This is a genomic window from Gramella sp. MAR_2010_147 (assembly GCF_900105135.1).
Lineage (GTDB): Bacteria > Bacteroidota > Bacteroidia > Flavobacteriales > Flavobacteriaceae > Christiangramia.
The window spans coordinates 1,405,446-1,427,945 of record NZ_LT629741.1 but is presented as its reverse complement, the minus strand read 5'-3'; the positions used below and the strand labels follow the sequence as shown (position 1 = coordinate 1,427,945).

The 22,500-nt window shown below is 37.9% G+C and carries 24 protein-coding genes; 12 read left to right on the top strand and 12 right to left on the bottom strand.

Annotated elements, in window-relative coordinates; translation table 11 throughout:
• Position 1: 1 nt before the first annotated feature.
• The 5 genes from BLT95_RS06495 to BLT95_RS06475 all read left to right on the top strand — a co-directional run bounded on the left by BLT95_RS06495 (position 2) and on the right by BLT95_RS06475 (position 4,633).
• Positions 2 to 886, top strand: a complete 885-nt coding sequence (locus BLT95_RS06495; RefSeq protein WP_089665303.1) for a PPK2 family polyphosphate kinase — start codon at positions 2 to 4, stop codon at positions 884 to 886.
• Positions 887 to 943: 57 nt separating this feature from the next.
• Entirely contained in the window at positions 944 to 2,365 is a 1,422-nt protein-coding gene (locus BLT95_RS06490) for a M28 family peptidase (protein ID WP_089665302.1), read from the top strand.
• Between the two features lie 85 nt (positions 2,366 to 2,450).
• Positions 2,451 to 3,812, top strand: coding sequence for an MATE family efflux transporter (locus BLT95_RS06485; protein WP_089665301.1), 1,362 nt, complete (start codon positions 2,451 to 2,453; stop codon positions 3,810 to 3,812).
• A 9-nt stretch (positions 3,813 to 3,821) separates the two neighbouring features.
• Positions 3,822 to 4,052, top strand: coding sequence for a hypothetical protein (locus BLT95_RS06480; RefSeq protein ID WP_011708436.1), 231 nt, complete (start codon positions 3,822 to 3,824; stop codon positions 4,050 to 4,052).
• A complete protein-coding gene (locus BLT95_RS06475; protein WP_089665300.1) occupies positions 4,052 to 4,633 on the top strand; it encodes a phosphatase PAP2 family protein in 582 nt (193 codons plus the stop codon). Before BLT95_RS06480 ends, BLT95_RS06475 begins: the two co-directional genes overlap by 1 nt.
• Here the strand turns inward: BLT95_RS06475 and meaB are convergent.
• The gene (gene meaB / locus BLT95_RS06470; protein ID WP_089665299.1) at positions 4,619 to 5,695 is read right to left on the bottom strand and encodes a methylmalonyl Co-A mutase-associated GTPase MeaB; all 1,077 of its coding nucleotides are present in this window, start codon (positions 5,693 to 5,695) and stop codon (positions 4,619 to 4,621) included. The two genes, BLT95_RS06475 and meaB, sit on opposite strands and share 15 nt — an antisense overlap.
• A 103-nt stretch (positions 5,696 to 5,798) precedes the next feature.
• Between meaB and BLT95_RS06465 the strand changes: the two genes are divergently transcribed.
• Positions 5,799 to 6,224, top strand: coding sequence for an organic hydroperoxide resistance protein (locus tag BLT95_RS06465; protein WP_089666863.1), 426 nt, complete (start codon positions 5,799 to 5,801; stop codon positions 6,222 to 6,224).
• 13 nt (positions 6,225 to 6,237) lie between these two features.
• On the opposite strand, the gene BLT95_RS06460 is transcribed toward BLT95_RS06465, so the two are convergent.
• Complete coding sequence (locus BLT95_RS06460; RefSeq protein WP_089665298.1) at positions 6,238 to 6,825, bottom strand: DUF2911 domain-containing protein; 588 nt, start codon at positions 6,823 to 6,825, stop codon at positions 6,238 to 6,240.
• A gap of 284 nt (positions 6,826 to 7,109) precedes the next feature.
• Here BLT95_RS06460 and BLT95_RS06455 point away from each other — a divergent pair, with 284 nt between their 5' ends.
• The 4 genes from BLT95_RS06455 to BLT95_RS06440 are packed head-to-tail and all read left to right on the top strand — an operon-like array spanning position 7,110 to position 10,351.
• Entirely contained in the window at positions 7,110 to 7,655 is a 546-nt protein-coding gene (locus BLT95_RS06455; protein WP_089665297.1) for a sigma-70 family RNA polymerase sigma factor, read from the top strand.
• The gene (locus tag BLT95_RS06450; RefSeq protein ID WP_089665296.1) at positions 7,639 to 8,250 is read left to right on the top strand and encodes a hypothetical protein; all 612 of its coding nucleotides are present in this window, start codon (positions 7,639 to 7,641) and stop codon (positions 8,248 to 8,250) included. The genes BLT95_RS06455 and BLT95_RS06450 overlap by 17 nt, the downstream gene beginning before the upstream one ends.
• Positions 8,231 to 9,634 (top strand): hypothetical protein, encoded by a 1,404-nt coding sequence (locus BLT95_RS06445; RefSeq protein ID WP_089665295.1) that lies wholly within the window; start codon positions 8,231 to 8,233, stop codon positions 9,632 to 9,634. Before BLT95_RS06450 ends, BLT95_RS06445 begins: the two co-directional genes overlap by 20 nt.
• Positions 9,635 to 9,673: 39 nt before the next feature.
• Positions 9,674 to 10,351: a peptidoglycan DD-metalloendopeptidase family protein gene (locus BLT95_RS06440; protein WP_089665294.1), complete on the top strand. Its 678-nt coding sequence runs from the start codon at positions 9,674 to 9,676 to the stop codon at positions 10,349 to 10,351.
• A 138-nt stretch (positions 10,352 to 10,489) separates the two neighbouring features.
• Here the strand turns inward: BLT95_RS06440 and BLT95_RS06435 are convergent, their stop codons facing one another.
• A complete protein-coding gene (locus BLT95_RS06435; RefSeq protein WP_089665293.1) occupies positions 10,490 to 10,975 on the bottom strand; it encodes a DUF4199 domain-containing protein in 486 nt (161 codons plus the stop codon).
• Between the two features lie 162 nt (positions 10,976 to 11,137).
• Positions 11,138 to 11,488, bottom strand: coding sequence for a DUF6249 domain-containing protein (locus BLT95_RS06430; RefSeq protein WP_089665292.1), 351 nt, complete (start codon positions 11,486 to 11,488; stop codon positions 11,138 to 11,140).
• A gap of 139 nt (positions 11,489 to 11,627) precedes the next feature.
• Here BLT95_RS06430 and BLT95_RS06425 point away from each other — a divergent pair, with 139 nt between their 5' ends.
• Both BLT95_RS06425 and BLT95_RS06420 read left to right on the top strand, forming a co-directional pair.
• Positions 11,628 to 12,215 carry an RNA polymerase sigma factor gene (locus tag BLT95_RS06425; protein WP_089665291.1) on the top strand — a complete coding sequence of 196 codons (588 nt, stop codon included), beginning with the start codon at positions 11,628 to 11,630 and terminating at the stop codon, positions 12,213 to 12,215.
• Positions 12,199 to 12,582, top strand: coding sequence for a hypothetical protein (locus tag BLT95_RS06420; protein ID WP_089665290.1), 384 nt, complete (start codon positions 12,199 to 12,201; stop codon positions 12,580 to 12,582). The genes BLT95_RS06425 and BLT95_RS06420 overlap by 17 nt, the downstream gene beginning before the upstream one ends.
• A 182-nt stretch (positions 12,583 to 12,764) precedes the next feature.
• On the opposite strand, the gene secA is transcribed toward BLT95_RS06420, so the two are convergent.
• From secA to BLT95_RS06385, 8 genes are all read right to left on the bottom strand, one after another.
• Complete coding sequence (secA, locus tag BLT95_RS06415) at positions 12,765 to 16,124, bottom strand: preprotein translocase subunit SecA (protein ID WP_089665289.1); 3,360 nt, start codon at positions 16,122 to 16,124, stop codon at positions 12,765 to 12,767.
• Positions 16,125 to 16,358: 234 nt separating this feature from the next.
• Entirely contained in the window at positions 16,359 to 16,580 is a 222-nt protein-coding gene (locus BLT95_RS06410; RefSeq protein ID WP_008272287.1) for a DUF2795 domain-containing protein, read from the bottom strand.
• Between the two features lie 149 nt (positions 16,581 to 16,729).
• Positions 16,730 to 17,305 carry a cob(I)yrinic acid a,c-diamide adenosyltransferase gene (locus BLT95_RS06405; RefSeq protein WP_089665288.1) on the bottom strand — a complete coding sequence of 192 codons (576 nt, stop codon included), beginning with the start codon at positions 17,303 to 17,305 and terminating at the stop codon, positions 16,730 to 16,732.
• Positions 17,306 to 17,386: 81 nt separating this feature from the next.
• Positions 17,387 to 17,560: a hypothetical protein gene (locus tag BLT95_RS14395; protein WP_172822573.1), complete on the bottom strand. Its 174-nt coding sequence runs from the start codon at positions 17,558 to 17,560 to the stop codon at positions 17,387 to 17,389.
• An 89-nt stretch (positions 17,561 to 17,649) separates the two neighbouring features.
• Positions 17,650 to 18,351 (bottom strand): ABC transporter ATP-binding protein, encoded by a 702-nt coding sequence (locus BLT95_RS06400; protein WP_089665287.1) that lies wholly within the window; start codon positions 18,349 to 18,351, stop codon positions 17,650 to 17,652.
• A gap of 375 nt (positions 18,352 to 18,726) precedes the next feature.
• Positions 18,727 to 19,533: a class I SAM-dependent methyltransferase gene (locus BLT95_RS06395; protein ID WP_089665286.1), complete on the bottom strand. Its 807-nt coding sequence runs from the start codon at positions 19,531 to 19,533 to the stop codon at positions 18,727 to 18,729.
• Between the two features lie 65 nt (positions 19,534 to 19,598).
• On the bottom strand, positions 19,599 to 19,958 hold the full coding sequence (locus BLT95_RS06390; protein ID WP_089665285.1) for a four helix bundle protein: 360 nt from the start codon (positions 19,956 to 19,958) through the stop codon (positions 19,599 to 19,601).
• Between the two features lie 44 nt (positions 19,959 to 20,002).
• Positions 20,003 to 21,877: an ABC-F family ATP-binding cassette domain-containing protein gene (locus BLT95_RS06385; protein ID WP_089665284.1), complete on the bottom strand. Its 1,875-nt coding sequence runs from the start codon at positions 21,875 to 21,877 to the stop codon at positions 20,003 to 20,005.
• Between the last annotated feature and the right edge of the window lie 623 nt (positions 21,878 to 22,500).

The window sequence follows — 22,500 nt, the reverse complement described above, 5'->3', positions numbered from 1 at the left end:
TATGAAGCAAATAGACCATTCAGAATTTAAAGTATCTGAAAAGATTCAACTAAAAATTACTAAAACCAAAATTGATCTGGACGCATCGGGAGCTGAGATCAAAGATGCAATGAAAGAGATAAGAAAAGATCTTGGCGACTGGCAGGATAAATTATATGCACACGGGAAATATTCAGTACTTATATGTTTACAAGGTATGGATACCTCCGGGAAGGATAGTTTGATACGGGAGGTTTTTAAAGACTTCAATAGCAGGGGAGTGGTGGTACACAGTTTTAAAGTGCCTTCAGAAAAGGAATTAAAGCATGATTTTTTGTGGAGACATTATATTGCGTTGCCCGAAAGAGGAAAATTTGGAGTGTTTAATCGTACTCATTATGAAAATGTACTGGTAACCAGGGTTCATCCTGGATACATTCTTAATGAAAATTTACCGGAAATTAATAATATTGAAGATATAGACGAAAATTTCTGGGAAGCTCGATTTGAGAATATCAGAAATTTTGAAAAGCATGTTGCAGAAAATGGAACGGTCATTTTTAAATTCTTTCTCCATCTTTCTAAAGAAGAACAGCGCCAGCGATTATTAAGACGATTAGATAAACCAAGTAAAAACTGGAAGTTTTCACCGGGAGATCTAAAAGAGCGTAAACTATGGGCAGAATATCAGGAATGTTACGAGGATGCCATAAATAGAACATCTACTAAAAAAGCACCCTGGTATGTGATACCAGCAGACGATAAAAATACCGCCAGATATTTGGTCGCAAAAACTCTTTATTCAGAACTTGTAAAGTATAAGGATGTAAAAGAACCTGAGCTGGATCCTGAAATTAAGAAGAATATAGCTGAATATAGGGAGCAGCTTCATCTGGAAAAGATTTAGACCAGGTTCGTAAAACTGAAAAAAATACTGTTATTTAGCGGCAAAATTAGTATTGCAATGAAATCTCTCTATTTAGTCCTGATCTTAATTTTTACCGGTATTACTGTTTCTGGGCAGTCTAATTCTACTGAAGATTCTCTACAAATCAGGAAAATTTACGATATGTCCCTTCTCAACGGGAAGAGCTACAACTGGCTGGATCATTTATCTAATGAAATTGGCGGAAGGCTCTCTGGGTCTTACAATGCGCAGCAAGCAGTTGAATATACCAAAGCTGAGCTAGAAAAGCTTGGTCTTGATAAAGTGTGGTTACAACCTGTAATGGTTCCTAAATGGACAAGAGGAGAAAGAGAGTTTGCATATGTACAAACAGCTCCGGGAGTCACCCGAAACGTAAATATTACTGCCCTTGGGGGGTCAATTGCCACTGCGATAGGAGGCACTAAAGCCAAAGTGATCGAAGTTCAGGGCATCGAACAGCTTAAAGAATACGGCAGGGAAAATATTGAAGGCAAGATCGTTTTTTATAACAGGCCAATGCGTGCAGACCATATTCAAACTTTTGAGGCTTATGGCGGTTGTGTAGACCAGCGATATTCAGGAGCAGAAGAGGCTGCGAAATATGGCGCAGTTGGAGTGATTGTTAGATCTATGAATTTGAGAATGGACGATTTTCCTCATACCGGTTCTATGGGCTATGGAGACACTCCTGCAAATAAAAGAATCCCGGCAGCCGCTATTTCTACAAACGACGCAAAATATTTAAGCGGAATACTGAAAATTCAGAAAGATCTGGATTTTTATTTCAGAATGACCTGTGAGTTACATAAAGATGTAGAGTCTTATAATGTGATTGGAGAGATCACCGGTTCTAAGAATCCGGAGGAGATCATGGTTGTTGGCGGTCACCTGGATTCCTGGGACCTTGGAGATGGTGCTCATGACGATGGTGCCGGTGTGGTACAGTCTATGGAGGTGCTTAGGTTATTTAAGGAAATTGGTTACAAACCGGAAAAAACCTTAAGAGTTGTTCTTTTTATGAATGAAGAAAACGGACTTCGCGGAGGTAATAAATATGCCGAGGTTGCTCAAAATAAGGGAGAGAATCATGTATTTGCATTAGAAAGCGATGCCGGTGGTTTCACTCCAAGAGGATTTTCTTTTGCCGCGACCGATGCACAGTTTAATAAAGTTCTTTCCTGGAAAAAGTTGTTCAAGCCATACCTGATTCATTATTTCGAACAGGGAGGCAGCGGGGCCGATATTGGTCCGCTCAAAGGAGGTAACACCGTTCTTGCGGGATTAAGACCAGATTCTCAACGTTATTTTGATTATCACCATGCTGCAAATGACACCTTTGATGCGGTTAATAAAAGAGAATTAGAATTAGGGGCTGCAACTATGGCTTCATTGGTCTATCTTGTAGATAAATACGGTTTTAATAATATCAATAAAGAAACTACAGAAATAATAGATTAAAGCTTTGAGACTTTAAAGAATTTTAATCTTTATCGCTTTAAAAGAAATCTAAAGCATCTACCTTTGCAAACCTAAATTCTAGTTTTTGCAACTTTCAGCTTATACCAAAGAATTCGGTAAGAATCTCAATATCGCATATCCCGTGATGCTTGGCCAGTTGGGTCATGTCATGGTTGGTCTTGTAGATAATTTAATGATTGGGAGATTAGGCGCCGCTCCATTAGCTGCTGTATCCCTGGGAAACGCTTTGGTTTTTATTGCAATGTCTATGGGAATTGGCTTTTCTTTTGCCATCACTCCTTTAATTGCTGAAGCTGACGGGGCAGACGATCTTGAAGGCGGAAGAAGTTATTTCCATCACGGACTTATTCTTAGCACTATTAATGGTTTATTGCTGTTTATACTTCTGTTGATCGCCAAACCTTTGCTTTATTATTTAGACCAGCCGCAGGAAGTAGTAGAGCTGGCCATTCCATATCTCAATATTGTTGCTTTATCTATGCTGCCGTTAATGGCTTTTCAGGCATTTAAGCAGTTCGCTGACGGACTTTCCCAAACCCGTTATGCCATGTATGCAACCATTCTCGCTAACGTGGTAAATGTGGTATTTAATTATTTATTGATCTACGGAATCTGGTTTTTTCCAAGGCTGGAACTCGAGGGCGCCGCCTGGGGGACACTTTTGTCCAGGTTTTTTATGCTCTGGTTCGTATGGGAGATATTAAGGAGGAAATCAAAATTTGCCGAATATTTCAAATGGTCTAAAAAGGAAATGCTCAAGTGGTCTATCTTTAAAAGAATATTGTCTTTAGGATTTCCAACAGCTTTGCAAATGCTCTTTGAAGTAGCAATTTTCACAGCCACTGTATTTCTGGCTGGTAACCTGGGTACAAATCCGCAGGCAGCTAATCAAATTGCTTTAAACCTGGCCTCCATGACATTTATGATTGCAGTTGGCCTGGGTGTGACGGCGACGATAAGAGTAGGAAATCAGGTTGGATTAAAAGCATACAGGGAACTAAGAAGAATAAGCTTTTCTATATTTCTATTAGTTTTTTTGATAATGGCAGTATTCGCCCTCCTTTTTATTTTGCTGAAAGATATATTACCGGTTTTTTATATAGACAATTTTGAAGTGATCTCACTGGCTTCACAATTATTAATTATTGCAGCATTATTTCAGTTAAGTGACGGGATTCAGGTGGTAATTTTAGGAGCTTTACGCGGATTGCAGGATGTTAAGATCCCCACAGTAATATGCTTTATAGCCTACTGGATTATCGGCTTCCCGGTTAGTTTCTATTTTGGGCAGGCAGATCAATTAGGTAGTATGGGAATATGGCTTGGCTTGTTGGCAGGCTTGACATCCTCGGCAATATTGTTATATTTCCGCTTTAATTACTTAAGCCGAAAATTAATTAGAACAAAAGAAAATTTAATAGCATAAAAAATAGATATGGAGCTTCCAAAATTTATATTAGGAGATAATACCGATTTACCCGAGTCAATTTTTGTAATTCATACTGAATTTCCTCGATTTATTATTGATCTGAAAGATGATGAGGTAGAATGGTTAGAAGATTTTGATAAGGATGATGAAAAAGAACTTTCCAGTGAAGCTGAATCTTTGATCACCCAGGCGAACGAGTTTTATGATCGTGAGGTAAACAGATACGAAGACAACTAATGGAGAAATTAGCTGAATTAGACCGGGAACTTTTCTTATTTCTGAATAATCTTGGTTCAGAAACCTGGGACTGGTTATGGATCGCTATTAGCGATAAATGGATGGCAATTCCTCTTTACGCTATTTTACTTTACCTCATCTTCAGAAAATTTGGATGGAAACCAACATTGATCACTATGGTGGTGATTACCTTATTAATTACTGCTACAGATCAATTGGCAAATCTTTTTAAGCACGGTTTTGAAAGACCAAGGCCCTGCCGGCAGGAAGGAGTGATGGAATATGCGAGATATGTCGCTGTGAGATGTGGTAGTTTTGGATATTTTTCGGCTCATGCAGCAAATTCAACCGGAGTGGCTGTTTTCCTGAGTCTTTTATTCAGAAAACATTATCCTAGATTATTCATATTCCTGCTTATTTGGGCAGTAGTGGTGTCTTATAGTCGTATTTATCTTGGGGTACACTATCCTGGGGACGTTATAACCGGAATGCTGATAGGCGCCATATTTGGAGTTTTATTCCATATTCTCCGAAAATTTCTGACCGCTAAGATCCTTAAGAAAGATCTAAGCCAGGCTTAATAAATGCTTTGCGGCTGCAAAGGCAGTAGTTTTATTATTTTCAATAAGCTGTAATTGTTCCTTTAAGGCCGTTTTTATTTTAGGATCATCATAGAACCTGCTTTTTAAATAATCATTGATAGTCTGGTAGAGCCAAAATTTGTTTTGTTCCTGGCGGTTATGCTTAAAATGACCGTTTTCGTCTACCTTAGACTTAAATTCAGTGATCATATTCCAGATATCTGAGACTCCCTCATTGTAAAGTGCACTGCATAATTTAACGTCCGGTTTCCATTTACTTTCCTTTGGGGGATATAGCTGAAGCGCCCTCTTAAATTCAAGTTTAGCTTCTCTTGCGGATTTTTGATTCTCTCCATCAGCTTTGTTGATCACAATGGCATCTGCCATCTCTACGATTCCACGTTTTATACCCTGTAATTCATCACCGGCACCGGCAAGTTTTAGTAAGAGAAAGAAATCTGTCATACTATGTACGGTGGTTTCGCTTTGCCCTACACCAACAGTTTCAATTAAGATCACATCAAATCCGGCAGCTTCACATAAAATAATGCTCTCCCTGGTTTTTCTTGCAACCCCTCCTAAAGAATCACCGCTAGGCGAAGGTCTTATAAAGGCATCTTTTTGAGTCACTAATTGCTGCATTCTGGTTTTATCTCCCAGAATACTTCCGTGCGAAACAGAGCTACTGGGATCTACAGCAAGTACAGCGACTTTCTTCCCCTGCTCTATGAGATAAGAGCCAAAACTTTCAATAAACGTGCTTTTTCCAACACCGGGTACGCCTGTAATTCCTATTCTTATAGATTTTTGCGCATGTGGCAAGGCCCCTTCAATAAGAAATTCTGCCTGTTCCTGATGGGTTTTTTGATTGCTTTCAATAAGCGTGATCCCTCTTCCAAGAGCTGTTTTGTTTCCTTGCAGCAGATCTTGCAGGAGGTCTTTTTCAGAGAATTTATTCTTTCTGAAATTCCTGATCTTTTTAGCAGATTCGGCACTAACATTTCCGGAAGCAGGTTTACTCCCAGACTCGCTTAAGGCTGATTTTTGCTCTTCTTTACTCAAAATAGGCTTAAATTTTTATGACAAATTTATGAATTCGGGTTTCAGGCATCATCAAATGCTTGGTATATTGAAGCAAACTAAATTACTTAAATTATTTTACGCAATGAAGAATTTGTATAAAACTAAAGTAACTACACATGGAGGTCGTAACGGTCGTACACGTAGTGAAGACGGTATTCTAGATATGGAACTTAAAAAGCCAGAAGGTCTTGGAGGCGCTGGTGGAGATTATTCTAATCCAGAGCAATTATTTGCTGCAGGATATTCGGCATGTTACGGGAGTGCCCTGGAGGTAGTTGCTAAAAAGCATAAGGTAGACCTTGGGGACTATAGCGTTACAGCGGTGGTGAAGCTAGGTCAGACTGATTCAGGAAATCTTCAACTTTCAGCAACACTGGATTCTTATATTCCGGGAGTAGATGTTGAAACCGGTGAAAAACTGGTCAACGAGGCTCATGAGATTTGTCCTTACTCCAGAGCTACTCGCGACAATATAGATGTTACTTTGAATTTGCTATTAGACGAATAAGAAGATTTAGAAATTATTGAGTAAAAGAGGTGCCTTTGGGTGCCTCTTCTTTTTTTATAGGAAGAAAAACACTGGTAGTATCCCAGGATAAAACCAGATTTACAAATTCACCATTCTGTTCAAAAAGGATGGTGAATTGTTCAAGGCTCATGTCTGTTTCATCAACCGGTCTTTCCAGTACAAGTGAATCAAATTCAGGATCTCTGTAGGCCTGTTTATCAAGGTTAATTCCCCATGGATACATTTTAGAGTTAAAAATGATTTTCCAGCTGTTCTCCATAGGAATAGTCCATAAGGTATATTTTCCCGCTTCCAGCAAGCTGCCGTCTACCATAATATCTTGATTTGTTTCAAAGGTAGTTGCTTCATTGGCTCCGGTTCTCCATACTTCATTATAGGGGACAAGGTTTCCAAATATTTCCCTTTCCTTTTTATAAGGTCTATTATAAAAAACCTCCAGCTTAAGATCTTCTTTCTGGTAGTTTGCAGTATCCTCGGGACTATGAGCCTTCGTGGTGTACCTTAGGATTAGAATTAAAATCAATCCCAGGAGAGCAATAATGCCTCCAATTTTTAACCCCGCTTTCAAACTTTTATTCATAGCTATGTCCTTTAGAAAGAGCTTTTCAAAAATTCGGCCATATCATACTTCAATCTGGCCTATAGTTATTAAAAGTAGGAATATGAATTTGAATATCCGAAATTTTACTAAATCGTAGAGGCAGTCTAATAGAATTCATGAGAATCACGGGTGATTTTGAAATGACCAATAAATTTATAGAATGATAAAATTTTAGTAATTTTTATATTTTTTTCGAAAATTTTGCAACGCGGGACTTTTAGTCTCGTCTTTAAAGTGAACTAACCCATCAAAAACCAATTAAATTGATACAGCATGAGCTAATAGAAGCTTGTAAACTGAACAGCCGGCGGGCTCAGTTGCAGTTGTACAACAAATATTGTGACGGGATGTATTATGTGGCATTACGGTTTATGAAAGATACGATGGAGGCCGAAGATGCAATGCAGGAAGCTTTTATAAAAGCCTTCTCAAAATTACATCAGTTTAACGGAGAGGTCACCTTTGGGGCCTGGCTTAAACGAATCGTTATCAATAAATGTCTGGACAAGTTGAAAGCGAAGAAAATGGAACTTGTTGCCATCAATGAGCAAACGCTGGGAACGGTAGAAGATGAAGAAGATTGGCAAATAGAAGACGGGGTGAGTGTTGAAGAAGTAAAGAGAAAAATGGAAAATCTGCCTGAGAAATATAAATATCCCTTGATGCTTTACCTGGTAGAAGGTTACGATCATGAAGAGATAAGTGAAATTTTAAATATTACGCAGGTAGCCTCTAGAACTTTGGTACACAGAGGGAAAAAGAAATTACAGGACGAACTTAAAACTTTAAGTAATGGGACAGGATATTAGAGAGATGTTTCGAAATGAAGAGCATCTGGAGAATGAAAAGCTTAAAAAAGGTCATCAAGATAGATTTGAGGCCAGGTTAGAAAAAGAACTTCCGGAAAAGAAGAAGAGTGGTTACAGATATTTCTTTCAGATAGCTGCCATATTGGTGGTGGCCCTGGGAATAGGAGCTTTTTTCTTATTCAATAATAATCAGGATCCTGTTCAGAATAACAATCAAATGGTTGAAACTCCGGTAGAGGAATCTGAAAATGACGAGAAAATACCATCTACCGAATACAGATTAAGCGATGTTTCTCCTGAATTTAAAAAGATTGAAGATTATTATATGGCCAGTGTTCATATTCAGCTTGCCAAACTGGAAATGACCCCGGAAAATAAAGAACTTATAGATGCATTTATGAAGAAGCTGGAAACCCTGAATGAAGAATATATAGCATTGAATGCTGAAATTCGGGAAACCGGTGTAAATGAGGAAACCGTTGAAGCGATGATCGCGAACTTACAGCTACGACTGGATCTCCTTAAAAAATTAAAAACAAAATTGAACGAAATTAAACAATCAAAAGACAACAGACATGAGAACTATCAAGCTTAAATACGTGATATTATCACTGCTTTTTATCACTGCTGGAGCTTTTGCTCAAACCAAAAAGTTAAGCAAGAACTATAAAACTTCAGCAGATGTGAATGTAGAACTCGATTCCCGTCATACCAATATCATCATCGAAAACTGGGATAGGAACGAGGTTCAAATTGAAGCCTATCTAGAAGGAGATACCGGTAACAAAGAAACGACCAAAAAACTTTTAGATTCCTGGAAACTGGAAACTTCGGGTTCTAATTCCAAAGTAATTATAGAATCTGGAGGCAATACCAACTGGAATATAGATATGGGCGAAATAGATATAGCAATGTCTCATTTACAACCCGCTTTAGATGAGTTACCAGACATGCTCGGACCTTTAATGGAAAATCTTGTAGGTCCTATTTTGAATAATATTGCTGAGAATCCGCTTCCACCCGGTTTTGCCGAAGATATGAAGGGAATGAAATTCGACTATGACGCTTACGAAAAAGATGGTGACAAATATCTTGAGAAATGGGAGGCAGATTTCGAAAAGAAATTTGGAAAAGAATATGAAGTAAAAATGGAGAAGTGGGCGGAAAAAATGGAGAAGAATTCTGAAAAATGGGAGAAAGAATATGAGGTAAAAATGGAAGCCTGGGGTAAAGATTTTGAAAAGGACATGGAAGCCTGGGGTGAAAGCTTCGGGAAGAAAATGGAAGCCTGGGGTGAACAATTTGGAAAACAATTTGAAGCCCGGATGGAAAATGGCGGAAACCGTGTTTTTATTATGGAAGACGGAAAAGGAGTGAAATCCAGGAAAACCATCAAGCTTAAAATTCCAAAAGATGCAAAACTGGAATTGAATGTGCGTCATGGTGAACTTAAACTTGGAAGTACTATAAAAAACCTGAAGGCCGATCTGTCACACAGTAGGTTTTCAGCCAACAGGATCGTTGGGAAGAACACCAATATCAAAGCCTCCTATACTCCGGTAAAAGTTGCGAACTGGGATTACGGGGTGCTTTCTACCGAATTTGTGAAGAATTGCAATATAGATAAGGCTGTAAGTATTAAGCTGAACTCCAATTCTAGTGATGTGGTGATCAATGAACTTCAAAAGACCGGGGTTTTAACCGGTTCTTTTGGAAAACTGAATATTAATAATCTTGGAGCAGGATTTGAGACTTTAAATATCAGTCTTGAAAATAGTGATCTTGAATTAAATATTCCAGATACGGCTTTTAATTTCAGTTTTAATGGGATGCAAAGTTCTATTGAACATCCATCTGGCTTAAAGCTAAAATCAACAAAGTCGTATGATAACGAGATCCTGAATGGTTATAATAAATCAAGAGAAGGGAATGCCAATATCACCATAAAAGCTAATTTTAGCGATGTATTGATAAATTAAAACATAGCTATTACATTTGGCTTCCTTAAGTTAAATGTTATGCAAAGTTTTTCTGAGTTTTTAAATGAATTGACCTCTTGTTTTACTCCGGTCATAGGAGGAGCGTATAAACAGGAGGATTTCGCATATATAGACCTCTCTGAAGATAACAGGGATCTTTTAAAATTAGAAGTCGCTTCTTCCAAAGCATTTTCCATTTTTGTAGATGAATACCTTCGGAACAGAAATTCAAAAGCTGCCTTTGGAGGTTATAATGAATTGAGGACTTTGTATAATAGGAGTCAATTATTTAATAATACAGAAGCCAATAGGAATATCCACATTGGTCTTGACGTTTGGGTTCCGGCGTATTCTGAAATTATAAGTCCGTTAGATGGCAAGATCCATAGCTTTAAGGACAATGATAATTTTGGCGATTATGGTCCAACGATCATTTTGGAGCATTCCTTTAACGAAAGAAAATTTTATACGCTCTACGGTCATCTTTCCCGAAAATCGCTGGATAATTTAAGTATAGGGACAGAGGTAAAAGCCGGAGATAAAATTGCTGAATTAGGAGATTTTGATGAAAATGGTGACTATGCCCCGCATTTACATTTTCAGATCATGGAAGATATGCAGGGTGGTGTAGGTGATTATCCGGGGGTCGTTAAAAAAGAAGATCTGGACATTTATTTAAAAAACTGCCCAGATCCCAATTTGTTGTTGAAAATATAATTCCTTATTGTTATTGATAGAGCCTGTCATTCCAAGGATAGGAGGAATCTCTAGTTTGAGGAAATCTCCTTGAAGAGATTCTTCGCTTCACTTCGTTCCGCTCTGAATGACATTTAATTCATACGCAGGAGGAATCTTTTACTTATTCTTTCTGGTTTTCACAAAAAACGCTACAATAGCAGATGTGACCACTCCTACTACAAGCGCAAAGAAGAACGACTGAATAATATAAGACGTCAGGTTAAAATATTCTTCGGCAGCAGCTCTGGTCATCGCGCCACTTTCTACCGAGTATTCTATTACATTGGAAAAGTAATCAGGTGTAATAAATTCATGAGTGATGTACATGGCAAGAGGAGATAGTATTGCTACAACAATACTTATCACGATCCCTGAAATAAACCCCTGGCTCCACGTCATTTTTCCGTGATAGAAATTTTTTCGTTTATCAAGTAGAGCCACTACATACAAAGCGATCGCTACTATAGCAAAGAGGTTGGTGTAAATGGCATGTTGTGCAATGTTTTTATCATGCCACCCAAGACTTTTCTCCAAATACACCCAGATTAGAGAAATAATACTAAAGATAATTCCCCACTTAATTTCAATTAAGAACTTTTTCATTGATTTGTTTGATTGTTTATCAATGTTAAAATTAGTGAAAATCTTATTGTGATTGGCATAAACGAAAAAAGCTGTCTAAAAAGTTAATTTATCTGTCATTTCGTTCGTAATGAAATTCAGAATCAACTTTTTAGACAGCCCTGTGATGAAATTAGTAAAAAACTAAGCGTCCTTATTCAGTTTTTTAGTGGCAAAGAAACCGGCAAACAATCCAATACCCGCTAAGAGGAATATTGTTCCGGGATAGGCTACATCTTCATCTACTCCCATATTCATGCTAAGGAAGCTGGCGATAAAAATTCCAATTCCTATTCCAGCCAGAAGTAAGGCAAGATTTAAAACAATAACCTTCCAAACCGGCGTTACATGTTTCTTTTTGCTGTAAAAAATACTTGCATCTGCTCCTTTATCAATAAGAGCAAGGCGTTCACGATTTCTTGCAGAAATGTATAAATAAAATATTCCGAAAAGCGTTCCGAAAATAACCGGTAAAACAATGACTTCTGATCCCATAATTTCTTAGTTTTTAATTTGAAAATAATGTTTGTTTGCTATTAGGACGTCGCGATCTCCAAACCGGTTACAAAAAAACGTAAATTTATTTCAGCATCTTTTTGTAACCGATGCTTAAATAGGGTCGTCTTAACTAATAATGATCAAGAACACTGACCAATATTTGATAGATAAAGTTCTTAAGGGCGATACCAATGCCTTTGGGGAACTGGTAGCCCGTTATCAAAATTTTGTGTTCACCATCGCTATAAGGATTTTAAAAGTGACGGAGGAGGCCGAAGAAGTTGCTCAGGATAGTTTTATCAAAGCTTATGATTCTTTGGCTAGTTTTCGAGGAGACTCTAAATTTTCAACCTGGTTATACAGGATCGTTTATCACAAGAGTCTAGATAGGATCAAAATGAATAAAAGACATAGAACTTATGAAATAATAGAGGAGATCACAGATGATAGTCTGGATCATATTGAAAACGGACTGGAATTTATACTGAGTGAAGAGAGGACAGAGATCATAAAAAAATGTATTGATCAGCTGCCGGAAGAAGATGCGGCGATCATTAGCTTATATTATTTTGAGGAACAATCCATAAAGGAAGTCTCAATGGTGACAGATCTCACGGAAGACAACATAAAAATAAAATTATATCGTAGCCGGAAAAAACTATTTTCGTTATTGAAGGGCTACATTAAATCTGAAATATCTACCCAGAATGGAAAAGCAATTTAACAGAGAAGACAAGCTGATTAAGAAGTTGCTGAATGAAGCAGGAACTGAGAAACCTTCAGCAGATTTTAAGAAAAGAATAATGATGAGGATAGAGGCAAGAAATGCCGAAATCAGACCTTATGAGCCATTGATTTCTATATCAGTATGGATTGGAATAGTTTTCGGTGTGATTATTTTTATTGCAGGGGTTACTTACCTGAATTCAGATATATCATTTCCTGGTTTCAATTTCGATATACCGACTCTGGTTAATATACCTGATTTCAACCTTTCGAGGACGATGCAAATTGCATTCGGTTTTGTAGCGCTATTCTTTTTACAGGTTCCTTTTTTAAAAAGGTTTTTAGATAGGGAGTATCAGTTGTAATTAAAGTCTAGATCGCTTATTTTTAAATTTTTACGACTCATCCTTCGACAGGTTCATCCTTCGGCAAGCTCAGGATAGCAGAGAGGTATAGTTGCACGGAGTCCTGAGCCTGACGAAGGATCGAAGTGCGATAAAAAAAATCCTGAAGTTTTAACTTCAGGATTTTTAATTTCTTCTAACGTCTACTCATCTACAAGCACCCAGTCACCTTTATCTAGTAACGGGATCGCCTGTTTGAATTTCATGGTTTTACTCTCGCCGCTCATGACATTTTTAACAGTCACCTTATCATTTCTTCCAATTTTAGGACGATCTCTTACGATGGTTTCAGTTACTTCAGGTTGTTGGCGTTGAGTATTCCCGGCAGCTCTGCTTTGCGCTGCTCTTTCGTCCATATTCGGAATTTCTTCCTTCCTGGTTTCTACTTTTTCTTTGGACTTTGTCTGTCGTGCTTCGTGAATATTCGGTGCACCGGTAGATGGAATTTCTCCTTTAAAAAGGAACGACATCACATCTCTATTCACATTTTCAAGCATTACTTTAAATAATTCAAAAGCCTCGAACTTATAGATCAATAATGGATCTTTTTGTTCATGTACCGCCAGCTGAACACTTTGTTTCAACTCATCCATTTTTCTTAGATGCGTTTTCCAGGCATCATCAATAATGGCGAGGGTAATATTCTTTTCGAAATCCTTGATTAGCTGTTTACCTTCAGTTTCATAGGCTTTCTCAAGATTGGTAACCACGCTAAGGGTTTTAGACCCATCAGTAAATGGTACTGAAATTCTTTCAAAATTATTTCTTTCATCTTCATGAACCTGCTTAATTACCGGGAATGCACGTTCAGCATTATGAGACATTTTTTCGTCATAATGTTTGTAGGCAGCTTTATAAACTTCACCGGCCAGCTTCTGAGCATTCATTTTTTTGAATTCTTCTTCAGTAACAGGAGAACTCATGGAGAAGTTCCTGATCAGTTCAAATTCAAAATTTTTGAAGTCTTCCGCAGCTTTATTGGTTTCCGTAATAGATTCAGAAATATCAAAGATCATATTGGCAAGATCTACCCGAAGTCTTTCTCCGAATAACGCATGATAACGACGTTTATAGATCACTTCACGCTGTGCATTCATCACGTCATCATACTCCAGCAATCTTTTACGAACACCAAAGTTATTTTCCTCTACTTTCTTTTGAGCACGCTCAATAGATTTGGAGATCATGGAATGCTGAATTACTTCACCCTCTTCCAGACCCATACGGTCCATTAGCTTGGCTATCCTTTCAGATCCAAATAAACGCATCAGGTTATCTTCCAGAGAAACGTAGAACTGAGAGCTTCCAGGATCTCCCTGACGACCAGCACGACCTCTTAACTGACGGTCTACACGTCTGGAATCATGGCGCTCTGTACCCACGATGGCCAAACCACCGGCATCTTTCACTTCTTTACTCAGCTTAATATCGGTACCACGACCTGCCATGTTAGTAGCGATAGTCACAATCCCTGAATTACCAGCTTCTGCAACAATATCGGCCTCCTGCTTGTGGCGTTTCGCGTTCAATACATTATGAGGAACATTTCTAAGCTTCAGCATCCGGCTTAAAAGCTCAGAAATTTCTACGGATGTTGTACCAATAAGCACCGGTCTTCCAGCATTTGAAAGATCGGTCACATGATCAATTACCGCGTTATATTTTTCTCTTTTGGTCTTATAAACTAAATCTTCTTTATCGTTTCTTGCAATTGGCCGGTTAGTAGGAATTTCTACCACATCCAGTTTGTAGATCTCCCAAAGTTCTCCAGCTTCAGTTACCGCGGTACCGGTCATACCAGACAGTTTGCTGTACATTCTGAAATAATTCTGAAGTGTTACCGTCGCGAAGGTTTGAGTTGCATCCTCGATCTTTACATTCTCTTTCGCCTCGATCGCCTGGTGCAAACCGTCACTATAACGACGGCCTTCCATAATACGACCTGTCTGTTCATCAACAATTTTCACTTTATTATCGATTACCACATACTCGGTATCCTTTTCGAAAAGGGTATAAGATTTCAGTAATTGTCGAAGTGTGTGAATACGTTCACTCTTTACACTATAATCCCTGAAAAGCTCTTCTTTCTTTTCAGCTTCTTCTTCAGCAGGAAGACCTTCCTTCTCGATCTTGGCGATTTCCATCCCAATTTCAGGCATTACGAAGAAATCCGGGTCATCTTTTCCAGAAAGAAATTCGATCCCTTTATCGGTAAGATCTATCTGGTTGCTTTTTTCTTCAATGGTAAAGTACAATTCGGCATCAACCTTTGGCATTTCACGGTTGTTGTCCTGCATGTATTGATTCTCAGTCTTCTGAAGCAATTGTTTGATTCCTTCTTCACTCAGAAACTTAATTAATGCTTTATTCTTCGGTAAACCACGGTAAACTCTCAATAACTGAAATCCACCTTCTTTGGTATCACCTTCTTTGATCAGTCTTTTTGCTTCAGCAAGAACCTTTACCAGGTGTTTACGCTGCACCTCTACAATATTCGCAATTGCAGGTTTCAGCTCCATAAACTCGTGAGTGTCTCCTTTTGGAACCGGACCAGAAATAATCAGCGGCGTACGGGCATCATCTACTAATACCGAATCCACCTCATCTACGATCGCGTAATTATGTGGTCTTTGTACCAGATCGTCTGGCGCATGAGACATATTATCTCTTAAATAATCAAAACCGAATTCATTATTGGTTCCGTAGGTAATATCGGCATTATATGCTTTTCTACGTGCTGCTGAATTTGGGCGATGATAATCTACACAATCAACGCTCATTCCGTGAAACTGGAATATAGGAGCCATCCATGCACTATCACGTTTTGCCAGATAATCATTTACTGTTACCAGATGAACCCCATTTCCGGTAAGTGCATTAAGATACATAGGAAGGGTAGCCACAAGGGTTTTACCTTCACCCGTCTGCATCTCTGCGATCTTACCCTGGTGCATGGCTACACCACCAATAAGCTGAACGTCGTAATGTATCATATCCCAGGTTACCGGTTTACCGGCCGCATCCCAGGAATTGCTCCAAATAGCATGGTCCTCTTCTAAGGTAACATAATCTTTCTCTGCAGAGATCTCTCTGTCAAAAGCAGACGCTTTTACTTTTAGCTGTGTATTATTTACAAAACGTTTCGCAGTTTCCTTTACGGTCGCAAAAGCTTCAGGTAAGATATCGTTAAGAACAGCTTCAGAAATTTCGTATGACTTATCTTTTAACGCATCTACTTCAGCATAGATATCTTCCTTTCTGGTGATATCATCAATTTCATCTGCTTCTTTATTTAAAGCAACGATCTTATCTTTAACTTCTTTTGTCGCTTCAGCGATCTTCGCTTTGAATTCAGAAGTTTTGGCTCTAAGTTCATCGAGACTTAGCGCTTCAAATTCAGACTCCAGCGCCTTTATTTTATTTACAATGGGTTGTATTTCTTTTACATCTTTCTTTGACTTATCGCCTACGAAAGCTTTTAATACAGAATCTAAAAAACTCATATTGGTTTTTTTATTTATTCAATTATAGTCTTAAATAATGATGAATAGATATACTTGTTTTCTAACAATATGCACCCGTTGAACCGTCGACAAGCTCAGGGCTCAGGATGCCAGATATCTATTGAAACTTTGTTTTAATTAAAGTTCAAAATCATTTTTATTAAGGGGTTCAAATTTAAGCAAAAAAAAAGCCTCATGAATGAGACTTTTCCCTATTTTTTGCGTGTTGTCAATTTAATATTCATCCTCATTCCAGAGGTAATCTTCATCGGTTGGATAATCCGGCCAGATCTCCTCAATAGAATCATAAGAGTCTCCCTCATCCTCAATAGCCTGCAAATTTTCAACTACCTCTAACGGAGCTCCGGTTCTAATTGCGTAGTCTATTAACTCGTCTTTTGTTGCCGGCCATGGGGCATCACTTAAATAAGATGCTAATTCTAAAGTCCAATACATTGATTAATCGGGTTTTAAATTTTGGCAAAAATAAATTTTTTGACTTAATAGCCAAGAAAAAAATCTATTATTTATACAATAATGATAAGAACATAATAAATTCCATGCTTTTTTGCAATTTCTGCAAAGAATTTCCTGAAACTAAAGTCTTATTTGGATTTTTTTGGGATCCATTGAATTTCTTCAGCTTGCAGTTGTTTAGACAACTTCCGTGCCAGCACAAATAGATAGTCTGAAAGTCGGTTGAGGTAAATAAGAACCTGCTCGTCAAAAGCTTCAATGTCATATAAAGCGCTGGAAAGCCTTTCGGCACGACGGCAAACACAGCGAGCAATGTGACAGAATGACACGCTTTGATGGCCTCCAGGAAGAATGAAATGTGTCATTTCCGGAAGTGCTTCATTCATTTTATCTATTTCTTTCTCCAGTGCTTCAATATCTTCCGACGATATTTTTGGGATATTAAGTCTTTCCTTTCCATTTTTTAATGTGGCCTTTTCAGGATCTGTAGCCAGTATAGAACCAATAGTAAATAATCTATCCTGAATTTGGGTGAGAAATTCTTTAGTTGGTTTATCTGTATCCTGATCTCTTAAAAGACCGATATGTGAATTTAGTTCATCTACGGTTCCGTAGCTTTCTATTCTTATATGATGTTTAGGAACACGGGTACCCCCAAATAATGAGGTAGTTCCTTTATCACCGGTTTTGGTATAAATTTTCATCTGAAATTTTTAGAAGCCTAAAGTTACAAAGATTAGTGAGGAGAAGAAAGCTTTGATGCCAGAATAGGTAAAGGAATTGATCTAGGCAGAATCTGATTTCCTTTCCTGTTTTCTTTCTAAATATCTTCTTCTGAAATTTCTATTTTTCCTTTCTTTTTTGAGTCTTTTCGTACGGCGTGAATTCCATAAGAAATAAGCTAAAAAAGCGGCAATTATGGCAAGATAAATCCAGGTTTCCTGGTCTAAATCGATCATTTTAAACGTCTTAGTAAATACAAGGTAATAAAGTTTCTTAGAAGTTCAAAGTGATAAGTGTGTAGTCTTTAGTTCGTGGTGAACACTATTTAACTAATGTCGCTTACTGTCTTTCTTTCGTCACTTTCTACCATTCCATCTTTAAGCCTGATGATCCTGTGGGCATGTTCTGCGATCTCTTCTTCATGAGTTACCAATATCACTGTATTGCCAGCAGCATGGATTTCGTCAAAAAGGTTCATGATCTCAACAGAAGTTTTAGAGTCGAGGTTTCCAGTAGGCTCATCGGCAAGGATAATAGAAGGTTTGTTCACAAGTGCACGGCCTACTGCCACACGTTGTCTTTGTCCACCAGAAAGCTGATTGGGTTTATGATCCATTCTATCTCCCAGTCCAACACTTCTTAAAACATCTTCAGCACGTTCAATTCGTTCAGACTTTGAAGCTCCGGCATAGATCATGGGCAGGGCTACATTGTCCAGAGCCGTGGTCCTGGGTAGGAGGTTGAAAGTTTGGAAAACGAAGCCAATCTCTTTATTCCTAATTTCAGCAAGTTCATCATCTGTCATCTGGCTAACGTCTTTTCCATTGAGAATATAAGAACCGGAAGTTGGAGTATCCAGGCAACCAAGCAGGTTCATCAAAGTAGATTTTCCTGAACCGGAAGGACCCATAAAGGCTACATACTCGCCACGATCTATATCCAGGTCTATTCCTTTTAAAACTTTAACTACTTCCTGTCCCAGAGGGAAATCTCTCGTGATGGTACGAATCTCGATTACTTTGCTCATTCAGAATAAATTTTCAATGGTATGACGTGAATTTAGGTTTTTTGTTACAAAAATTTGATGAATGAGGTAGATGCGTTAATTTTTTCTATTAATAAATCTTTCGTCTAAGCTGAGGAGAACCAATAAAAGTTATTCTTTTATCTTTCTTTTTCCCATTGCCGGAAAAAGAAACAAAAAGGTCTAGGCTTACGAAAATTGAGCTGAATTTATTGTTTAGCACCTAAATTTTAGGAACTCGCTTTGCTCAGACAGCCTAAAATTTTACGGTGCTTTCACTTCAAATTCTATGCTAAATTTTCGATAGGCCGCCAATTATCGTAATTAAAAGGAATCCAAGTTTAATACTTGAAATAATAAATTCTATTATCAGTGCTTTTACACTCTGATTGTAAAATCTTGTTTTTGCTGTTCTTTTCTGAAAAAAACCAGTCCCCATTGAAAAGTATCTATAGTTACCCGAACTTCGGGATGAATTTTAATTTCTTCCCAGGCTTCTTCCATCTCGGGTGACCAGTGGATGTCATCAAAAATAAAGACGGAATCATTATGGGCTGTGGGTAGTAATCTTCTGAAATATTCCAAAGTCGGCTCCTTTTGATGATTTCCGTCGAAATAAACAAGGTCGAATTTTTCTGAAGTTCGGAGATCAGAGTTCGTAGTTTGTAGTTCAGCCTTTATTTTAGAAAGTATATCATCAAATTGACCAATTTCTAATTTGATGTTTTTTAAGTCGTACTTTTCAAACTGTTGCCTTGCAATACGTGATGTTTCTTTGCATCCTTCAATTGTAATAAGTTGTGTGGATCTGTTTGCTGCAATCGCCGAAGAGGCTATCCCAAGCGAAGTGCCTAATTCTAATACCTGGTCAATGTTCAGATAATTAGTAATTCGATATAGTAATTTTGCCCGATGCAAAGTAATTCCGGCATTTTTGGCAATAGAAAATACAGGTCTTTTGTTTGATTTAAAAACCCTGCTTCCGGCCCCAAAATCGGTAATCTCAATTAATTTCTTATTTCTTAAGAGATCATTTCGGTAATTTTTAATAAGCTGATATTCCTGGTGGTCACTTTTATCGTAAAAACATTTGGTGACTAAATCGTATACGAAAGGGGAGTGGAGTCCGTGTTGGTTCTGGCTTTTAAAGAGGAAGTTGAAATATGACTGAATTTGGAAAAGCATAAAATTTGTTGTGCGTTCTCAGTTGTGTGTTATGCGTTTAGTATACTTCAAAATTGAAAAAAATATTATTTCCATTCTTTCTCAACATATTTTATGAATGAATAGATTTTTGCGCCGAGTATCTCGTATTTTTCTATTAAAGATTTGATTCCTTGGACTGTATATAATTTATCAATCATTTCTAATTGGGAAATACATTCTAGTAATGAGGCATGTGAATAAATTAAGAATTTTATAAAATCCTGTTTATAAGAACGTCTCCCATAACCTTCGATAATATTGTCCTTTATACTTTTTGAAGATCTCCGAATTTGGCTTCCCTGTTCATATAATTCGAATTTTGGAAGTTTTAAAGAAATTTCATGAACTTCTATAGCATATTGAAACGCCATATTATAGATGTCCAAATCCTTATAACTTTTCATTCTTTTTAATTTTTGAGACACAACACACAACAGAAAACTCACAACTAAGACTCCAACTTCTCCATCAATTCAAACCAACGTTCAGTTTTAGATTCAATTTCGTTCTCAATTTCTTTTAATTTCATTGAATTTTCAGCAATCTCGTCGCCATCCAATTCTTCCAGAAATTTCTTCTGTACCTCTTCTTTTTTAGTTTCCAGTTTGGCTATTTGTTTTTCCAGTTTACTGAATTCTTTTTTCTCATTATAACTCAGGGAAGGTCCTGAACTGTTTGATTTGTATTCTTTTTTCTCTTTTTTGGATTCTGAATCTTCGGAAGAAGACTTTTCAGCTTTCGGTCTTGAAGCTTCATATTCCCTATAATCAGTATAATTTCCAGGGAAGTCTGTAATTTCTCCTTTTCCTTCAAAAACAAAAAGGTGATCGGTGATCTTATCCATGAAGTACCGGTCGTGGGATACCACGATGATACAACCCGGAAAATCCATCAGAAAATTCTCTAAAACATTAAGGGTTAAAACGTCAAGATCATTTGTAGGCTCATCCAGAATTAAGAAGTTTGGATTCTGAATTAGAACGGTGCAGAGGTAAAGCCGTTTTTTTTCACCACCACTGAGTTTTTCTACAAAGTCATATTGCTTTTTTCTGCTGAAAAGGAATCGTTCGAGAAGCTGTTCGGCAGAAATCTGTCTGCCTTTTTTTAGCGGAATATAATCTCCAAACTCCTTGATGACTTCAACAACCTTCTGTCCGGGTTTAATTTTAATGCCCTTTTGCGTATAGTATCCAAATTTTACCGTTTCCCCGATCACTATTTTACCGGTGTCTGGATTCATATTCCCGGTAAGCATGTTCAGGAATGTCGATTTTCCAGTTCCATTCTTACCAATAATACCAAGACGTTCACCTTTCTGAAACGTATAGCTGAAGTGGTTAATCAGTTCCTTTCCGCCTAATTCCTTAGAAATATTATGTATCTCCACGATCTTACTACCAAGACGTTCCATATTGAGTTCCAGCTGGACCTTATGATCCTGCCTGCGCTGACTCGCTCTATGCTTGATCTCGTGAAAATCTTCAATTCGTGATTTGGATTTTGTGGTGCGCGCCTTCGGCTGGCGGCGCATCCAGTCCAGTTCTTTCTTATATAACTGCTGGGCCTTATCGGTATTGGTTGCTTCCAGCTGGTGTCTTTCCTCTTTTTTATCCAGATAATAGGAATAGTTACCTTTATAAGTATAAAGCTTCCCGTCTTCCAGTTCTATGATCTCGTTACAGACTCTTTCCAGGAAATAACGGTCGTGAGTGACCATAAAAATGGTAAAATCCTGCTTTTTAAAATATTCTTCCAGCCACTCGATCATATCCAGATCAAGATGGTTGGTAGGCTCATCCAGGATTATAAAATCCGGTTTTTTAAGAAGCATCCTGGCCAGAGCAAGTCGTTTTTTTTGTCCACCCGAAAGATTCTTTACCACTGCCTGCAAATCTTCCAGGTTCAGTTTAAAAAGGATTTGTTTGAACTCAGTTTCAAAATCCCAGGCATTATTTGCTTCCATCGCATCCATAGCCTTTTGAAGTGCATCTCCGTCTTCAGGATTCAGCAAAGCCTTTTCGTACTGCTCAACAACCTTAAGCGTAGGGTTTTCGCTGGTAAAAATGCTCTGTTCTATAGTAAGTTCAGGATCTAAATCTGGTTCCTGGGAAAGAAAAGCCACGCGAATATCGTTGCGGTAGATCACCTGCCCTTCATCGGGAGAATCGGTTCCTGCCAGGATATTTAAAAGGCTGGTCTTCCCGGTTCCATTTTTAGCGACAAAACCAACTTTCTGGTCTTTGTTTATTCCGAAGCTTATATTTTCAAAAAGCCCGCGTTCGCCGTAGGATTTCGCTATATTTTCTACTGAGAGGTAGTTCATGTGTTTTTAAGACTTTAGACAGTAGTCTGTAGATTGATCGCAAAAGTACGAAGTAAGATTAATCAATGAGCAATAATCAATAAACAATGATCAATTTGCAGTTCTGGGTTATGTGTTCTCAGTTCTCAGTTGTCTGTTGTGGGGTATGTTTTTCTGTTTGAGGTTGGATGCGGATTTTAAGATGCTGAATCAAGTTCAGCATGAGGGTAAGATTTCTCAGTCGCTGCGCTTTGTTTCGAAATGACAACAGCAATTAGCATTTATCAATTAACAATAATCATTTTAGGTTGTTTGTTGTGGGTTCTGCGTTGTGGGTTCTCTATGTGGGGATGAGAACTCCCAGTTGCTATGCCGCTTCAAAATGGCGACATTATTATTTGCCATGCTGAGCCTGTCGAAGTATGAGTAATGACGATTAACAATTATCAATGAACAGTAATCAGGAATTTTCTGTTAATGAGTGAGATGCTGAATCAAGTTCAGCATGACGGTAAGATTTCTCAGTCGCTGCGCTTCTTTGAAATGACAAATTACTTAACTGAGTTTACCGAAGTATGAGTAATGACGATTAACAATTATAAAATAACAGTAATCAGGAATTTTCTGTTAATGAGTGAGATGCT

What these genes read in the sequence shown, in the direction of transcription:
- BLT95_RS06495 (WP_089665303.1), top strand. Translation starts at nt 2, where the DNA reads ATGAAGCAAATAGACCATTCAGAATTTAAAGTATCTGAAAAGATTCAA.
- BLT95_RS06490 (WP_089665302.1), top strand. Translation starts at nt 944, where the DNA reads ATGAAATCTCTCTATTTAGTCCTGATCTTAATTTTTACCGGTATTACT.
- BLT95_RS06480 (WP_011708436.1), top strand. Translation starts at nt 3,822, where the DNA reads ATGGAGCTTCCAAAATTTATATTAGGAGATAATACCGATTTACCCGAG.
- BLT95_RS06475 (WP_089665300.1), top strand. Translation starts at nt 4,052, where the DNA reads ATGGAGAAATTAGCTGAATTAGACCGGGAACTTTTCTTATTTCTGAAT.
- BLT95_RS06465 (WP_089666863.1), top strand. Translation starts at nt 5,799, where the DNA reads ATGAAGAATTTGTATAAAACTAAAGTAACTACACATGGAGGTCGTAAC.
- BLT95_RS06460 (WP_089665298.1), bottom strand. Translation starts at nt 6,825, where the DNA reads ATGAATAAAAGTTTGAAAGCGGGGTTAAAAATTGGAGGCATTATTGCT.
- BLT95_RS06450 (WP_089665296.1), top strand. Translation starts at nt 7,639, where the DNA reads ATGGGACAGGATATTAGAGAGATGTTTCGAAATGAAGAGCATCTGGAG.
- BLT95_RS06445 (WP_089665295.1), top strand. Translation starts at nt 8,231, where the DNA reads ATGAGAACTATCAAGCTTAAATACGTGATATTATCACTGCTTTTTATC.
- BLT95_RS06440 (WP_089665294.1), top strand. Translation starts at nt 9,674, where the DNA reads ATGCAAAGTTTTTCTGAGTTTTTAAATGAATTGACCTCTTGTTTTACT.
- BLT95_RS06435 (WP_089665293.1), bottom strand. Translation starts at nt 10,975, where the DNA reads ATGAAAAAGTTCTTAATTGAAATTAAGTGGGGAATTATCTTTAGTATT.
- BLT95_RS06430 (WP_089665292.1), bottom strand. Translation starts at nt 11,488, where the DNA reads ATGGGATCAGAAGTCATTGTTTTACCGGTTATTTTCGGAACGCTTTTC.
- BLT95_RS06425 (WP_089665291.1), top strand. Translation starts at nt 11,628, where the DNA reads ATGATCAAGAACACTGACCAATATTTGATAGATAAAGTTCTTAAGGGC.
- BLT95_RS06420 (WP_089665290.1), top strand. Translation starts at nt 12,199, where the DNA reads ATGGAAAAGCAATTTAACAGAGAAGACAAGCTGATTAAGAAGTTGCTG.
- secA (WP_089665289.1), bottom strand. Translation starts at nt 16,124, where the DNA reads ATGAGTTTTTTAGATTCTGTATTAAAAGCTTTCGTAGGCGATAAGTCA.
- BLT95_RS06410 (WP_008272287.1), bottom strand. Translation starts at nt 16,580, where the DNA reads ATGTATTGGACTTTAGAATTAGCATCTTATTTAAGTGATGCCCCATGG.
- BLT95_RS06405 (WP_089665288.1), bottom strand. Translation starts at nt 17,305, where the DNA reads ATGAAAATTTATACCAAAACCGGTGATAAAGGAACTACCTCATTATTT.
- BLT95_RS14395 (WP_172822573.1), bottom strand. Translation starts at nt 17,560, where the DNA reads ATGATCGATTTAGACCAGGAAACCTGGATTTATCTTGCCATAATTGCC.
- BLT95_RS06400 (WP_089665287.1), bottom strand. Translation starts at nt 18,351, where the DNA reads ATGAGCAAAGTAATCGAGATTCGTACCATCACGAGAGATTTCCCTCTG.
- BLT95_RS06395 (WP_089665286.1), bottom strand. Translation starts at nt 19,533, where the DNA reads ATGCTTTTCCAAATTCAGTCATATTTCAACTTCCTCTTTAAAAGCCAG.
- BLT95_RS06390 (WP_089665285.1), bottom strand. Translation starts at nt 19,958, where the DNA reads ATGAAAAGTTATAAGGATTTGGACATCTATAATATGGCGTTTCAATAT.
- BLT95_RS06385 (WP_089665284.1), bottom strand. Translation starts at nt 21,877, where the DNA reads ATGAACTACCTCTCAGTAGAAAATATAGCGAAATCCTACGGCGAACGC.